Origin of the sequence: Enterococcus sp. AZ140, assembly GCF_051714405.1 — a bacterium.
Taxonomy (GTDB): Bacteria; Bacillota; Bacilli; order Lactobacillales; family Enterococcaceae; genus Enterococcus_B; species Enterococcus_B pernyi.
On the sequence record NZ_JBIORU010000001.1, the window covers coordinates 2,891,824 to 2,907,691 of the forward strand.

Here is a 15,868-nt window from a genome sequence, read left to right on the forward strand (position 1 = left end):
GGCGGGAATCGAAAAAATAGTTTGGCCTACTTTTCAATCCTCGCCTACTCCACCTAAACTGAGGAAGCAAAAACCATCTCTCTAAAAAATCTGACGATGTCTAACTGCCTCATATTTACCATATTGCGTTTTTATTTCGCTTTTTTCTCATTTTCACGCTTATTGTCGATTCCTCGACCCGCATGAGCAGGTTTTGCAAAGATCATGCGTCCGGCAGCTGTTTGTAGTGCACTCGTTACCACGACTTCGATCCGTTCATTCATGTAGTGTTGTCCGTCTTCTACAACCACCATTGTACCGTCATCTAGATAAGCCACTCCTTGTTGACGTTCTGTACCTGCTTTGACCACTAGTACATTCATATTCTCACCAGGGATAACGACTGGCTTCACTGCGTTAGCAAGTGCATTGATGTTGAGAACAGGTACATTTTGAAATTCAGAGACTTTGTTAAGATTATAATCATTGGTCACGATGACACCATCTAATAGTTTTGCCAATTTGATCAGCTTACTATCTACTTCACTGATGTCTTCAAAATCACCATCATACATCTCAACTGAAATACCTTCTTCTTTTTGTAACGCGTTCAAAATATCTAGTCCGCGACGTCCACGTACCCGCTTCAGGCTATCGCCAGAATCAGCGATATATTGTAATTCATACAGGACGAAATTTGGGATCATCAAGGTTCCTTCTAGAAATCCTGTTTTTGTAATATCGTAAATACGTCCATCAATAATGACGCTTGTGTCTAAAATTTTATATTTATGAAAATGATCATCTAATTTGCGTTCTAATAACTGACTTTCCACCTGACTAGGTGTTTCTTGCTCCACCTTTTTGCTTCTAGGTCCAAATATTTTCTTCCATTCTTCGATGCGGGTCGTTCCCATTCGCAAGCCCAAATAGCCAAGGATCACCATCAATAAGATGGGTAAAACACTGTTCACAAAAGGTATTTCAATATTGTAAAGCGGCGTTGAGATCACAACCCCCAACGTTAGGCCAATAATTGCACCGATTGCGCCAAATAAGAGATACGTCAAGCTGACCTCACTTAATTTTTCTTCAATTTGCTTGATGACTGCTGTTATATGTTTTGCCAATAGCAAAGATAATAGAAAGAAAATAAGTGCACCTAACAAGCTATTGGTAAAGGTGTTATTCAGCCATCCATTCGTCTGTTGACCGATCGCCTGCCAAGCTGTAGGTAAAAAAGAAATCCCTAAGCTGGCACCAACGATGATCATCAGTAAGGTGATGACACGTTTTTGCATCCTGTTTCCTCCATTTCATTTTAATTTTAGCGAAATACTCGTCTAAGAGTTTCATCAAGTGTAGCAACACCTACGACTTCGATACCCTCTGGAATATTCCAACCACCTAAATTATTTTTAGGTAAATATACTTTTGTAAAACCTAATTTTTGTACTTCTTTGACTCGTTGTTCAATTTGGTTGACTCTTCTGATTTCACCAGTCAGACCGATTTCTCCAATAAAACACTCCGTTGGTTGCGTTCCTTTTTCTTTGTAACTAGACGCAATACTGACTGCAATCGCTAAGTCGATTGCAGGTTCATTTAATTTTACCCCACCAGCTGCTTTTAAGTAAGCATCTTGATTTTGCAACAATAATCCTGCCCGTTTTTCTAAGACTGCCATGATCAATGACACCCGATTAAAGTCTAAACCAGTCGTTGTTCGTTTAGCATTTCCGAACATCGTGGGTGTGACTAAAGCTTGGATCTCAACCAAGATCGGGCGTGTACCTTCCATGGCGACAACGATTGCTGAACCTGTTGCCCCGTCCAATCGTTCTTCTAAGAAAATCTGTGAAGGGTTGGCTACTTCTTCTAACCCATGAGCGTGCATCTCAAAAATGCCGATCTCATTGGTGGAACCAAAACGATTTTTGACGGCACGCAAAATACGAAAACTATGATGTTGCTCACCTTCAAAATACAAGACCGTATCAACCATGTGCTCTAACATACGTGGACCTGCAATCGAGCCTTCTTTCGTGACATGACCTACTATAAAGATAGCAATACCGTTTGTTTTTGCGATTTTCAATAGTTCAGCTGTGGTTTCTCGCACTTGACTAACACTACCAGCGACACTCGTAATATCAGGTTGAGTCATTGTTTGGATCGAATCGATGATGACATAATCAGGTGAAATTTGTTCGATGGCTCGACTGATTTCATTCATATCTGTCTCTGCATACAAGTAAAACTCTGTGTCGATCGAACCTAATCGTTCTGCACGCAACTTGATTTGGTCCGCACTCTCTTCTCCCGATACGTAAAGGACTTTTCCACCAATAGCAGCCAGTTGCTGTGATACTTGCAAGAGTAAGGTGGATTTTCCGATACCAGGGTCGCCACCGATCAAAACCATCGAGCCAGGGACCACACCACCGCCTAAAACACGGTTCAATTCTTCTAGCTTCGTCTTTACTCGTGGTTCTTTCTTAGGAACCACCTCAGCAATTTTTGTTGGCTTGGCTTTTTCTCCGGTCAAACTCGTTCGTACTCTGCGGTCCGTTGTATCTTGTTCGATTTCTTCAACCATGGTATTCCATTTGCCACAATTTGGGCAACGTCCTAAAAATTTAGGCGACACATAGCCACAATTTTGACAAACAAATTGAACTTTTGCTTTTTTGGCCATTTCGGTGTACCACCTGTCTTTCATTTTACTTTTCTTGAGTTAAAGATAACTTAAATCTACTTTGCTTATTGGTTGGATGAACCAAATCCACCTTGACGAGCATTAGCGGTTTGATCTTGGTCCGCTTTTAAGAACGGTAGGAAGATTCCTTGCCCAATTCTTTCCCCTTTTTTGATCACTACATCTTTGAAACCAAAATTCGTGAATTGGAACATGATATGCCCTTCATTTGCTTCGTTATTATAATAGTCACTGTCGATCACGCCGACACCATTCGTCAAAATCAAAAAACGTTTTAATGGATTGCTCGAACGATTGGCTAATTGTAAGAATTCATCCTCACCCATATACGCTTTGATTCCTGTAGGCACTAAAACGGGTTTGATTTTCTTTTCCTCTGCTGACATTTCAGAGATCAGCGCATCTGATACAGCTGTTAGTCCTTGTTTGAACCCGGCTTTCCAAACACTTGGAATCACCACATCTTCTGCTGCTTCAAAATCATAACCGGCAGCGTGATGAGTCGCTCTTTGCGGCAATTGGATCTGTTGATCCTGATAACGTGTAATTACTTCAAAACCTCTTTTATTCACCGAATCCCTCCCAGAGTAAACTAGTTCTATTTTAACATACCAAGCGACTGAATACCCAAAGTTAACGAATTCTTCATGAAATTCCTTTCTCTATTTAAGAAACAAATTTATTGATTTTTTGAAAAAAAGTTTATTAAAACATGACTTTATGATTGAAAACAAGTAGAATAGAGCAAAATCATTTCTGTGTAAAAAAGATTAGTTGAGGTGCACCATGCGAAAAGAAATAATAGAAGCAAAACGAATCATTATCAAAGTAGGAACAAGTACGTTGATCTATCCAAATGGCAACATCAATTTGGGTGCGATCGATCAACTCGCTTTTGTTCTCTCTGACCTTCGTAATCAAGGCAAAGAAATCGTCTTAGTCTCTTCCGGTGCAGTAGGTGTTGGGATGCACAAGATGAATCTAGCAAAGCGTCCTAATACGATTCCCGCACAACAAGCGATTGCAGCAATTGGACAAGCTGAATTGATGAATATCTATAATCAACGGTTCAGTGCGTATGGTCAACAAACGGCCCAAATCTTAGTGACGCGAGATGTTATCGATTACCCTGAAAGCCGAAAAAATGTTGTCAATACGTTAGAACAGCTACTAGCAATGGGAACCATTCCAATCGTTAATGAAAATGACACCGTCGCAGTGGATGAATTAGATCACTCCACAAAATTTGGCGACAATGATCAGTTATCTGCGATCGTTACCAAACTGATTGCCGCTGATCTACTCATCATTCTTTCAGATATCGACGGTTTTTATTCGGATAATCCAACCATCAATCCTGACGCTGAAATGTATCAAACAGTTACCGCGATCGACGATGAACTGATGGCCCAAGCAGGTGGTGCTGGTAGTGCCTACGGAACTGGTGGGATGGCAAGCAAACTAAAAGCAGCTTTAAGGATCTTTGAAGCAAATCGTCCGATGATCTTAGCAAACGGAAAAAATCCAGCAATCATTTTTGATATTTTAGCTGGAGAAGAAATCGGCACATTATTTAAGGAGGTTTTATAATGACTGATCTTAACCAACTTGGGATACAAGCAAAAAAAGGCGCGCGAGAACTTGCTTTGATGCCGACTAAACAAAAAAATGACTTATTGTTGCAAATGGCACAAACAATCAAGAGAAATCAACTAGCCATTCTTGAAGCCAATCAAAAAGACTTAGATCAAGCGACAGAAAATAATATTAGCGAAACAATGCAAGATCGTTTACGGCTAACACCAGAACGCATCCATACAATGGCGGAAGAAATCATTAAAGTGGCGCAACTAGACGACCCAATCGGAAAAGTCGATCACATGTGGCAAAACGAAGATGGTTTATTGATTGGCAAGAAACGTGTCCCTCTAGGTGTCATCGGCATGATCTACGAATCACGTCCGAATGTGACAACTGATGCGGCAAGTCTCGCATTTAAATCAGGAAATGCAGTGATTTTACGTGGTGGAAAAGAAGCCTTCCATTCCAATCAACTGTTGGTTGAATTACTTCAAGAAACATTGGAAAATGCTGAAGTTTCGCCTTACGCGATCCAATTCGTGGATGATACCTCTCATGAGACGGCTGCGGAATTGATGCGATTAACGGATTATTTAGACGTATTGATTCCTCGAGGTGGTGCTTCGTTGATCAAACGTGTGAAAGAGCAAGCCACTGTACCAATCATTGAAACGGGTACCGGCAACAACCATATCTATATCGATAAAGAAGCACAATTAGCCATGGCAGTGGATATCATTGTGAACGCCAAAACATCTCGCCCTTCTGTCTGTAACGCTGCCGAGACTTTGCTGATTCATTCAGAGATCGCGCCTTTCTTCTTGCCATCTATTGAGCAAGCACTGGTTGAACATGGTGTCTCTCTACATGCAGATGCTCGCGCGTTAGATTATTTAGAGACCGCAACCTTAGCAGACGAAACCGATTGGGATACAGAATATTTGGATTATATTTTAGCGGTTAAGATCGTTGATTCTTTGGACGAAGCAATCGAACATATCAACCGTCACAATACACAACATTCCGAAGCTATCGTGACGGACAGTTACACAGCAAGCCAACGCTTTTTAAATGAAGTTGATGCAGCTGCTGTTTACGTCAATGCGTCCACTCGCTTTACCGATGGTTCGGTTTTTGGCTTTGGTGCAGAAATCGGTATTTCTACACAAAAACTTCATGCTAGAGGTCCAATGGGGCTAAATGAGTTAACAACGACGAAATACATCATCTATGGAGATGGACAAATTCGTAAATAATGTTTCACGGGAAACATTTTATGTGCGAGTTGTCTTTCATAATAAAGTTACGTAAAAATCAGATTATTCTTTATTAAAAGAAAAAAAATAAGACGACATCCACAAAATTTTAAAATAAATTTCGTGGATGTCGTCTTGTTTCTAAAGAGTGAACACTATTAGTACATTCTCCCTTGATAGACTATTCTTCCGTTAATTGATCAAATAAAGAAAAGCCATCAAATGTTTCTCCATCGTAATAGCGCAATAATTGTTCACTCGTCAGATTTGTGGTAGTTTCTTTTTCCTCTTCTGATTCAAGAAGAAGTTGTTCACGATAGATTCGGTAGGTCTCTGCTAATTGTTGTTGCATTTTTGCCCTTGAATTAGCCTCCGCATTGATCGTCGGAAGCTCCTTGATCAACCCCCGATAAATCAACTGTTCATCTACCCATTCAACAGGTAGTTCGACCATCGTCAAACCTACCTCTTTAAAATATTCTTCGATCATCATCTAAGCCTCACATTTATGTCTTGCTTGCATTTTAGCCTATCTAACTGAAAGTTGCTAGCGACAACATAGAGACTTCTTTATTTATTTTTGGATCGTCGCCAAAACTGCACGTGAAACTGGACCGACAAATAATAACTGTAACGGCAACGCCATGATCACATTCATTTTCCAAGCTGTAAGATAGGCAGAAAGAAATTGTTCTGGAATCCCTTGTTCAATAACAATACCGAATAATGACATACATGTCACCATACCTAAAACCATGAGACATGAAATCGTAAGGATCATTTGCATTTTATTTTGTTTATTTATAGGTAATTTGAAAGCAATCTTTTTCGCGACTACTCCTACGATAAAAACATCTAAGATAAATGCCACGATAAATCCTGGTATAAGGCCTACGAATAAGTTTGATACATGCAACGCATTATGTAACCATAGATTATAGATACTCATCCCTAAAACCATCAGAAAACACATCATCGTTGTAAAAATAATTCCTTCTTTTTTATTTGTTGGCACTTCAATCACTCCTTTTCATGAAAAACAGCATAGCATAAATGAAAATTTTTCGTAAGTTTTTTTCATAACTTGCGTTAAGTTTTTTTATTCAAAAAAAATATCGCTCCCGGTTTAAGAACAAACCTAGGAGCAATATTTATCATCTCAATCAATTTTTCTTAATTGGAATCAACTATAAAACTGTAGCATCTTGTTTTAATACGCATAGAACCCGATACCTTCATATCTCCAACCCAATGGTGTCAATGAGTCTCGTTCCGCTGAACTTAACGTATAATGGTGCGTTCCTATTGTTTCATTTGGATTAAACAAACGATAAATTGGTTTGGATCCACCTGAAAAGAAACTTAACCCTTCATATCTCCAACCAAGAGGTGTCAAAAAGTTGATTTCTGACTGAGCCATCGTGTAATGATGATCCCCGTTATTTGGATTGTATAGACGATACACCGGTTGCCCACTATTTGGTGCTTGCCACGCAATTCCTTCATAGATCCAACCAACTGTAGATAGGTGGTTTCTCTCACCTACATTTAGTGTATACAAATGCTGTCCAGTACTACGATTATACAAACGATACATTGGTGAAGTATCGACATTAGGTGTGTCATACTGAGTAAGATTGTATGTTTCAATCACGTTGTTTAGAATAGAACCATAATTAGGAGCTGTAGCATAGCGGCCCGTCAACCATGCTGTGGCATCTCGATAAGAAGAAGTATTACTTCTCCATGCACCTGAATAGAAGAAGACTCCTGGTTGGAAAGAAGTAGTCTTCAATACCGTCACATTATCTTGTAATGACTCTGCATAAGATGGATATTTACGAAAAGCTGCATTTACAGTAATCCATTGCCCATTGATAAACTCTGAAGTTGGCATCGTAACAGATTGTCCATTATAGCTACCTTTGATACCAAACAAATTATAATTTGGAGCAGCAGATAGCGTACTTCTGCCCCAACCACTTTCAACAATCGCTTGTGCAATCATAACTGAAGCATATAGATCATTTGCGTTAGCCAATGTTTGCGCACTTGCTGCAATACTATCTATAAATGCTTGTTGTGCATTAACAGAAGAACGTGCAGAAAAAGCTGATACCTCTGGGCTTTCAAACTGTGATAAGTCTGCTTGATGCGTATGCGTTAATTCATCCCCATTAGTTAGAGGATTCGTAATTACTTCTGTTTTTTCTACAGGTTCGCTAGTCTGTTCTGATACGTCTGATTCAGTCGTTGCCGTTACTCCCTCGATTTGGGTTGAAACTGTTGTTTCAGTAGAACTCGATGACATTGATTCTTCTGCAAGTACTACAAGGTTCGTAGAGACTAAACTGCTTAGAACGATTGCACTAAATAAAATATTTTTTACTTTCATTTCATTCTCCTTTTTCTCAATGATTTTATAACAGCATGTGCAATTATGAGAGATCAGATATATGTATCATCAAATCTTTAAAAAATTAATTTTATTACTCCATAAAAACCACACATTTTTAATTATACACAACTATATACCTCTTTTCAGCCACAAAATTATTAAGATTTACAAGTGATAGAAATATTTAAATCAGGAAAACGTTTATGTTAAACCTTATAAAACAAATTAAAACAAAACAATAAATAGCTGAGATAAGGCAAGAATGAAATTCCTTTAAACTAGAAACCTAACTAAACAACACCATCAAAAATAAGTCGAGAAACTAAAAATCAACAACTGACTCTTAGCTACTCGACTTACGTTTAATTTGAATTTCAAAAGAAAAACAACACAAGTAATGAGTAAGAAGTTGTTTTCTACAAACTCTACTTCTTACGTAAATTAGCTAGATACCTAACTCCCTTAACCCATCTTCTATCGAAGTCAATTCGCGTCCTAATACTTTTTCAAAATCATCAGAAGTTACATCTAACTGATTATTGCGAATATCATTTTGGATTGCGGTCGTCATTTCTGCACCACCTTGAGAAAATCCCGACGCTGTTAGTTTGTTTGTAAATTCATCCGGAGCCAATGAAAGGATGTCTAAAGATTTCCCACTTACTTTAGCCACTTGTTCTGCCAAGGCTTGATAGGTGATTGGTTTTCCAGATAATTCTAAGACCTCAGGATAATCCATTCCTGCTAATACTTTTGCAGCTACTTCTGCATACTCTCTCTTTAACGCCCAACCGGTTTTCCCTTCGCCAGCTGCATAAACAAACTGACCAGTTTTCAATGCTACTCCAATCAATGGCATCTCATTTTCTAAGTACCAGTTATTTCGTAAAAAGGTATGTTTAATACCCGATTCTTTGATGATTTTTTCTGTAAATTGATGGTCTGGAGCCAGGATACTAGTCGAATGATCTGCATCCGCAAAACTAGTATAGGCAATAAAAGAAACCCCTGTTTCTTTTGCTGCTTCTACAACATGTTGATGTTCAGCTTGTCGGTTTCCCGGTACACCTGATACAAATAATAGACGATCGATGCCTTGTAGCGCCTGTACCATCGTCTCACGATCAGCATAATCGCCGATGCGAACTTGAAGACCTGCTTCAATTAATTTCTGTGCCTTTTCTTCATTACGAGCAAGGACATAGATTTCCTCCAAAGGAACCAGTTTCTTTAATTCTTCTAAAGCATAGTGTCCAAATCCTCCAGTTGCTCCTGTTACTAAATAAGTCATATTCCCACTCCCTATTGATTGATTATTTTTGTTCATACAGCTGTACATTTTTAAAATACACCATTATCATAAAGAGTATGCTAAGATAAGTCAAGAAATCAAGTTGAAAGGATGGATTTTAATGAAATATTCTCTACAATTAAGCGATGCGATCCACATCTTAGCTTATATCCACATATTTCAAGGAACTGATTTACTTTCAAGCGACATGATTGCAAGTAGCATTGAAACGAATCCAACAAATGTTCGAAAAATCATGAGTCAATTAAAAAAAGCAGATCTTATCCATACAACAAGCGGGAAACCAACACCCGTACTTGCGAAAGCTCCCGAAAATATCAATTTATTGGAAATTTATCGAAGTATTGAAGGCAACACAAATTTGATCCAAGTAGATCCAAAAACAAATCCGAATTGCGTGGTAGGCGCTAATATCCAAGAAGTCTTGGCTGCAACTTATTCTCGATTACAAAAAAAAGTGGAAGAAGAAATGGCAGTAATCACTTTAGATGGACTCATTAAACAGATTGCATTATCAGAAAAAGAGAAACGTCCAGAAAACCAGCCGCTCGTGGAAAAATTTCTTTAGTTTGATGTAAATCAGAGTCACTTTTAGTTATCTAAAAATTAAAATAACGGTTTTATATTATTATTACTTTTATAATAGATTAAATAATCTTCGTACTGGAAAAAAATTGCTGTTTTCTTTTGATTTATTCGGTAAAATTAAACTATGAAGATAACTAAAGGAGGAAATTTTATGAAAGATTGGAAAAACGATTTTTGGGAATCTGATTTAGATCATGGCTATGAAATGTTTATTGAAAAACGCGTTCATGGATGTTTGTTTACACAAGAAAAAATCATCGCAAAAGTCACAGAAGAAAACAAGAAGGAGTATGACATACTTATCCAATTAACAGATGACAACCAATTCTATGGTCTGTCTTGCAGTTGCTCCCACGAAGACACAGGCCATTGTCCTCATGTCGTGGCTATCTTGTTCAAATATGAACAAGAAAAAGAGCAGAGAAAAGCAAATGAACTGGTCAAGTTGATTTCATATGCAAATGAGCAAGATATTCAAGACTTTCTATTAATTATTTTAAAAGAGAACCAAGAACTAGCTCAACGATTCCAAGAACATACTGCAATCAAAAATATGGACGATTACGATAAAATGATTGTTATTTTAGAAAAACATACCCATTATTCTGGAAGCAATATTCATGATCGTACACTTCAAAACATCAATAAAGAACTGTCTGAATTTTTAAACAGTCTTATTGATACATCCATCGCAAAAAAACAGATCCTTCATGCATTTGAATTAATGAACAGAATAGTTGAACACTTTGATTTAGCAAAGGTACATAATGTAGAAAATGATATCAGCCTTATCATGCATCAATGTTACTCTCTATGGAAAAAATTACTTAGACATGCGTCTGAGCAAGAAAAACAACGTATATATTCTAAACTTTCGGCTAAAATAAATAACGCAAGCCAATCTAGTTTTTATATCCAACAAATTTTACATGAAGAATTCCCTGAACAGTACTCTGATCAGGATCAGCAAAAACTTGATCAAACATCTGAAAATAACGGACACTTAAACTATAAAAACAAACGACTGCTATCCATTCGCCAAATGGAAAATTTGAATTATACAGACAATCAAATTCATCAACGTGCACGCGAAAGCTGGCAATCTCCAACTATTCGTTCACAATATATTGACTATCTGATGCAAAAGAAAGCATATGAAGAAGCAATCACTGTTTTGAATGAAAGTATTGTATTAGATCAACACTCTTCTGATATGGTCACCTTGCATCGCTATGCATTAAAAAATCTTTATCATAAACTAGGGGAAAAAGAGCTATATGCGGAACAAGTCTTGCATCTTCTATTAGAGGGAGAGACCGTCGATATGAATTTGATCCATCAATTGAAAAAAACATATTCGATTGATCAGTGGGAAGAGGTACGTGAAAACTTATTTGAAAAATTAAAATATCGTACAGACGTTGGATTGTTTTATTCAAAAGAAAGACGTTATGATTTATTGTTGGATTATGTCCTCAAGTCACCAGGACTGGAAGAAGCAAGTCGCTATTTTTCTTTCTTGAGAAAGCAATTTCCAGAAGCACTTCTTCAAAAATATGAATACGAATTACGGCGGATGGCTGCTGAGACGACTACACGTTTACGGTATCATAAAATGGCTTTGTTGATCGCCGAAATGGCCACCCTTCCAAGTAGCACCATCTCTGTTCAATTACTGATCAAAGAACTAAAAGAAAAATACCCACGCAGAAAAGCGATGCTAGAAGAATTGAGAAAATTAGAAAAAACGTATAAATAATGTAGCAATAGCGACCCTATTCACAGTCCGTACTTCAAAAAGCCGAATCAACAAGCAACGCCGTTGATTCGGCTTTTTTGAATAGACGATTACAAATTTGTCTGTTTCCTATATTTTCCTAAAATAGAAAAAGCATTTCAAACACTTTAAAATAACATGGTATCTCATCTGTCAATCAAATCCAATCGGAATTGATTGGGGTGGTTTACTGGTTGCTTGCTTCACGTCAGTCTCCCACTTGCTATAGATCTCTAAAAATCTCACTTCTTCTTCATCACTATATCCTTCAAAAACAACTTTATCGATATTTTTATGATCAAAAAAAATCGTGGTCTCAGGATTTAATCCTGAGGGATAAAGTACTGCCATATAGTCTGCAAACGTATCTTTTTTCGACTGTTGATCTGTATATACAGCACCTCTTCCAACGATGACTAATTTTTGTAACCCTTCCTCAAGCAACACGACACTTCCTAATGGTAATAACTTTTTCCCCTCATTCATTATATATTTCCTCCTTGTCAGTTCCTTTGATATGTTTGTTAAAATATTTCTCTCCATACCATTCTAATTGTGTTTTCCCTTCCAAACGACGATACTCTTCTGAGAATTTATTTTTATAATAACCATGTAATAGGTATGGAAAGAACATGTATGCTTCTGCAGCTATGATTACAATATTCATCACCTGCCACATGAATACGATGCTAGTAAATCCAATAATATCGTTACGAACTTCTCCAGTATCTGGAAATATAAATTTCCAAATACCCACGACAACAATCAAACCCCCACCACATTTTAAAATCAAATACATTAATTTTTCTATTTTCGAGTCAAAGCTGTTCATTTCTGAAGTCTGGTTAAATAAAAGACGTTTTAGTTTATTGAATTTACTGATCACCAATACATATCCAACTGAAATAACACATAGATACAGAAATAGAGTGCCAAAAAATGTTAGTGGCTTGAAAAAAATTGTTAAAAAATAGAGGTTCATTAGTATAACCAGCAGTATGATGTAGTTATTCAAATTATTTAACTTAATAAATAATTTGTTACTAAATCTACTTTTCGTTTGAAAAAAAATAAAAAAGCATAAATAGATAATATTCAATATCCAAAATAAGGTTAGAGGCAAGAAATTAATGCTCGGAACTGGAAGAAAACTACTAGGATTTGGATATAAAATGGAGTTTCTTGAGAGAATAGCTATACCGTAAGAAAAAAGAACTAGCATTAGAAATAGAATCAATGGTAAAATTTTTCTTTCTCCGTTATATAGCGAACGTTTAGATGTATCTTTTATCATATAATCAACTAATGGATCATCTAATAAATTTAAACTTTGTTCAAACGTCGCATTGAATAATTTTTTCATATTCTTCACCAATTAGAGTTAATCTCTTCTAATTTTTAAATATCTACTCCTTGTGTTTTTGTTGTTTCTTCTCTATCAGTTCCTTTGATATGCTTATTAAAATGCTTCTCTCCGTACCATTCTAGCTGACTCTTCCTTTCCCAATTGCGGTATTGTTCTGTGTATTTTTTCTTATAATACCCCTGTAATAGATAGGGAAAATATAGATAGGCTTCTGCAAAAATTATTGCAATATCCATAGCTATCCACATACCTAACATACCTATGAATCCAACAAAATCTGTTCGTACTTCATCACTATTTGGAAATACGAATTTCCATATCATGACGATAATCACAACCATCCAGCCATATTTTATTGCTAATTTCATTACGTTATCTACCAGTATATCTACCCTGTCTTTTTTTCTCTCAACTTCATATAACACATATTCAATCGTACGTTTTTTACTCCTAAACACGACATAGCCTACTAGCCCGATTGAGCCTAGCACGAACAACATACCTAAAATGGTAAGAGGTTTAAAAAATACAGTTATGAATAAAAGATTCATCTCTATCACTAACCAAATGATATATAAGTTTAAGTTGAATTGACCTCTTATTCTTGTAAGGTAATACTCCCCTTTATCCCTAAAAATGAAAACTAAAATTAGCCAGATACAAAATAATAAATAAAACAACCACATTGGTAAAAAATTGATATCTGGTGTAGGAAGTGGACTAGGTCCTAGTTCTCCTGCACTAATTTTTGTGGATATAACGGCGATCAAATAATTGATTCCTATTAAAAAGGCTAGTAATAGTACTCCGACAACTCTAGCAACTACCTTTTTACCACCTGTCGGATCGGGTAATTGATTAACGTCTTTATTCATAAAAGTAACAAATGTATCATTACTTAAGTTTAAACTTTCTCCGAATGTTGCATTGAATAGCTGTTTCATGATTTTTATCCACTAACGCTAACCCCTAATATTTTTACTGAAGATAGCACCTTTCCTATTGATTTACCTACTACCTGAATGTTGCTGTAAGCACGTTTTACGGTCCGTATATTTTGTGTCACTGATTTCCCTATCTTTTTTGTGACATCATTTATAGCTTCAGACGCCTTATCATGTAAACTATAAGCCCCATCTTTTGCACGATCATAGATATCCGGTTTAACAAGTTGCACTAGCTTATTTATACCTCCTATAGCTCCACCAATTAGTGAACCTCCTACAGCTCCCGATACTGTTCCCAACAACGGAATAGGGATTGCGGTACCAATAGCTCCTCCGATAGCACTCCCAATCGTCATTCCCTCTAAAGGACCAATACTCTTCACCATCTCTATTCCACCACCTATTATTCCTTTGCCAATACTTCCTGTTTTTCCATATTCATTCACAGCATTGGCGGCGAAAGTGATGCCTAATTGCGCATAGGTAGCTACTTGGCCTGCCGTTCCTAATCCTTTGGCAACACCCCAATTTTTAGCTCCTTGCACAAATTGAGATTTCTTCAAGGCTTCTCTGACATAGGTTTTTACGGGAGAGGTAAATTTAGTGAAATTTTGATAGGCTTTGCCTATCGTATCGATTTTAGGAATCCATTTCCCTTGGGCAACGGCTTTACCGAACATTTCGTATTTTGCAAGACCGCTAAATAATTTATTTTTCATACCTGATGGTAGATGATTAGCAAGCATCAAAAATTCATCGTTGGATGCCAACTTATTTACCAATGCATCAGGATAATTGCTGAGCAACATTTCAAGTCGTCTGATTGTGTCGGTTTTCCCATCTTTCAGGGGTTGGACCAATTTTTCGATCTCCGCATACATTTCTAAGTAGGCATTGTTTGAAGATTCTTCCAACAAAGCTTGTCCGTTTGGTTTGTACTTCTCAAACCAACTACCATCCACTCCTTTCGGCAATACATAACTACCGTCTGCCTTGACGATTGTTTGGTTCAAGACTAATACGCTTTGCATGGCGAGTTTCAATTCCAGCAGACTGTTATTGAACAGTCCACTGGTTTGGGAGTTAAAGGCATGAAGTTTTTGTTGTTTGCGTTGCAAGTTGTAGATATCTTCTTGCAGGCTGTCCGCCATTCGCATCAAGTTTCGATGAAAATCACTGAGCATTTCTGTAATGCCGGGTAATATGCTTGTATTGGCGATCTGCCTAATCGTCTGCGCGTGGTTATCGATCGATTGTTTAGCGAATGTTTTGGCACGAATCTGTCCGCTTAAATTATCTTCGTCCAAGTATCCTTCACTGGCAATCATTTGGTGTGCGGAAGAGTAAAGATTCAAGACTGACTGAATCCCTTGCACCGCAGTGTTTACCCGATTGATTGTAGGAATGATCAAATCAGAAAACAGCCCTTTCCCAGCTTGATAAGCAGCTCCTGAGAGTTTTTTGCCATCAACCGCTTGAACAACTTGTTGACTACCTGTTCGTAGTTGGGTGATCGTTGTACGAGCAAGCGATAAATTAGTGGTCAGATTGCTCATTAAATTAGAAGACTCTGTGGCTGAATAAATTAGTCCCATCGTTTATTCCTTTCTTTCTGAAGTTCCGTACGTTCTTCTTCAAGTTTGATCACACCTTTTAAGTATTCTTGATCTAGTTGGTGCTGTTGGTTTTCTACCAACTGTGTGAAGTAAGTTGTTTTTCCTTCATTCTCATTCTTCTCCCAACGAGCAACTTGATTTCCTTGAGATACTAATTCTTCTGTGAATTGTTGGATTTCTCGAAAGCTTTTTCGCATATCCATCTCTAAATGATGCATACATTGTTTTAACTGCTGTTTTTCTTTGCTCAGATGCTCCAATCGTTGTTCATTGTTGCTGATTTTACGCTCATATTCAGCGAGCAACTCTTCCTTTTCCATACTGACTCC

At 37.3% G+C, this 15,868-nt stretch carries 16 protein-coding genes; 4 read left to right on the forward strand and 12 right to left on the reverse strand.

The window, feature by feature from the left end:
* Positions 1-131: 131 nt before the first annotated feature.
* The 3 genes from IGJ39_RS13200 to IGJ39_RS13210 form a co-directional block, all read right to left on the reverse strand.
* Entirely contained in the window at positions 132-1,280 is a 1,149-nt protein-coding gene (locus IGJ39_RS13200) for a PIN/TRAM domain-containing protein (RefSeq protein ID WP_019723035.1), read from the reverse strand.
* Between the two features lie 26 nt (positions 1,281-1,306).
* On the reverse strand, positions 1,307-2,677 hold the full coding sequence (radA, locus tag IGJ39_RS13205; protein ID WP_019723034.1) for a DNA repair protein RadA: 1,371 nt from the start codon (positions 2,675-2,677) through the stop codon (positions 1,307-1,309).
* A 65-nt stretch (positions 2,678-2,742) separates the two neighbouring features.
* Positions 2,743-3,270: a dUTP diphosphatase gene (locus IGJ39_RS13210; protein ID WP_010734058.1), complete on the reverse strand. Its 528-nt coding sequence runs from the start codon at positions 3,268-3,270 to the stop codon at positions 2,743-2,745.
* Between the two features lie 214 nt (positions 3,271-3,484).
* Between IGJ39_RS13210 and proB the strand changes: the two genes are divergently transcribed.
* A complete protein-coding gene (gene proB / locus IGJ39_RS13215) occupies positions 3,485-4,288 on the forward strand; it encodes a glutamate 5-kinase (RefSeq protein ID WP_019723033.1) in 804 nt (267 codons plus the stop codon).
* Entirely contained in the window at positions 4,288-5,535 is a 1,248-nt protein-coding gene (locus tag IGJ39_RS13220) for a glutamate-5-semialdehyde dehydrogenase (RefSeq protein WP_019723032.1), read from the forward strand. Before proB ends, IGJ39_RS13220 begins: the two co-directional genes overlap by 1 nt.
* Before the next feature lie 181 nt (positions 5,536-5,716).
* Here the strand turns inward: IGJ39_RS13220 and IGJ39_RS13225 are convergent, their stop codons facing one another.
* From IGJ39_RS13225 to IGJ39_RS13240, 4 genes are all read right to left on the reverse strand, one after another.
* Positions 5,717-6,025 (reverse strand): hypothetical protein, encoded by a 309-nt coding sequence (locus IGJ39_RS13225; protein WP_029594010.1) that lies wholly within the window; start codon positions 6,023-6,025, stop codon positions 5,717-5,719.
* Positions 6,026-6,109: 84 nt separating this feature from the next.
* The gene (locus IGJ39_RS13230) at positions 6,110-6,550 is read right to left on the reverse strand and encodes a DUF2798 domain-containing protein (RefSeq protein WP_019723030.1); all 441 of its coding nucleotides are present in this window, start codon (positions 6,548-6,550) and stop codon (positions 6,110-6,112) included.
* Positions 6,551-6,745: 195 nt separating this feature from the next.
* Complete coding sequence (locus IGJ39_RS13235; protein WP_019723029.1) at positions 6,746-7,930, reverse strand: glycoside hydrolase family 73 protein; 1,185 nt, start codon at positions 7,928-7,930, stop codon at positions 6,746-6,748.
* A gap of 448 nt (positions 7,931-8,378) precedes the next feature.
* A complete protein-coding gene (locus IGJ39_RS13240; protein WP_019723028.1) occupies positions 8,379-9,224 on the reverse strand; it encodes an SDR family oxidoreductase in 846 nt (281 codons plus the stop codon).
* A gap of 121 nt (positions 9,225-9,345) precedes the next feature.
* Between IGJ39_RS13240 and IGJ39_RS13245 the strand changes: the two genes are divergently transcribed.
* The gene (locus IGJ39_RS13245) at positions 9,346-9,813 is read left to right on the forward strand and encodes an Rrf2 family transcriptional regulator (protein ID WP_019723027.1); all 468 of its coding nucleotides are present in this window, start codon (positions 9,346-9,348) and stop codon (positions 9,811-9,813) included.
* Positions 9,814-9,984: 171 nt separating this feature from the next.
* Positions 9,985-11,592 carry an SWIM zinc finger family protein gene (locus IGJ39_RS13250; protein WP_438764963.1) on the forward strand — a complete coding sequence of 536 codons (1,608 nt, stop codon included), beginning with the start codon at positions 9,985-9,987 and terminating at the stop codon, positions 11,590-11,592.
* Between the two features lie 171 nt (positions 11,593-11,763).
* Here the strand turns inward: IGJ39_RS13250 and IGJ39_RS13255 are convergent, their stop codons facing one another.
* From IGJ39_RS13255 to IGJ39_RS13275, 5 genes are read right to left on the reverse strand one after another with little or no spacing between them, the layout of a single operon-like run.
* The gene (locus IGJ39_RS13255) at positions 11,764-12,096 is read right to left on the reverse strand and encodes a DUF4176 domain-containing protein (RefSeq protein WP_019723025.1); all 333 of its coding nucleotides are present in this window, start codon (positions 12,094-12,096) and stop codon (positions 11,764-11,766) included.
* Positions 12,089-12,973, reverse strand: a complete 885-nt coding sequence (locus IGJ39_RS13260) for a hypothetical protein (protein WP_039730073.1) — start codon at positions 12,971-12,973, stop codon at positions 12,089-12,091. Before IGJ39_RS13260 ends, IGJ39_RS13255 begins: the two co-directional genes overlap by 8 nt.
* Before the next feature lie 35 nt (positions 12,974-13,008).
* Positions 13,009-13,920, reverse strand: coding sequence for a hypothetical protein (locus IGJ39_RS13265; protein WP_195339455.1), 912 nt, complete (start codon positions 13,918-13,920; stop codon positions 13,009-13,011).
* 5 nt (positions 13,921-13,925) lie between these two features.
* Positions 13,926-15,518 carry a hypothetical protein gene (locus IGJ39_RS13270; RefSeq protein WP_019723820.1) on the reverse strand — a complete coding sequence of 531 codons (1,593 nt, stop codon included), beginning with the start codon at positions 15,516-15,518 and terminating at the stop codon, positions 13,926-13,928.
* Complete coding sequence (locus IGJ39_RS13275) at positions 15,509-15,859, reverse strand: hypothetical protein (RefSeq protein WP_019723819.1); 351 nt, start codon at positions 15,857-15,859, stop codon at positions 15,509-15,511. The genes IGJ39_RS13270 and IGJ39_RS13275 overlap by 10 nt, the downstream gene beginning before the upstream one ends.
* Between the last annotated feature and the right edge of the window lie 9 nt (positions 15,860-15,868).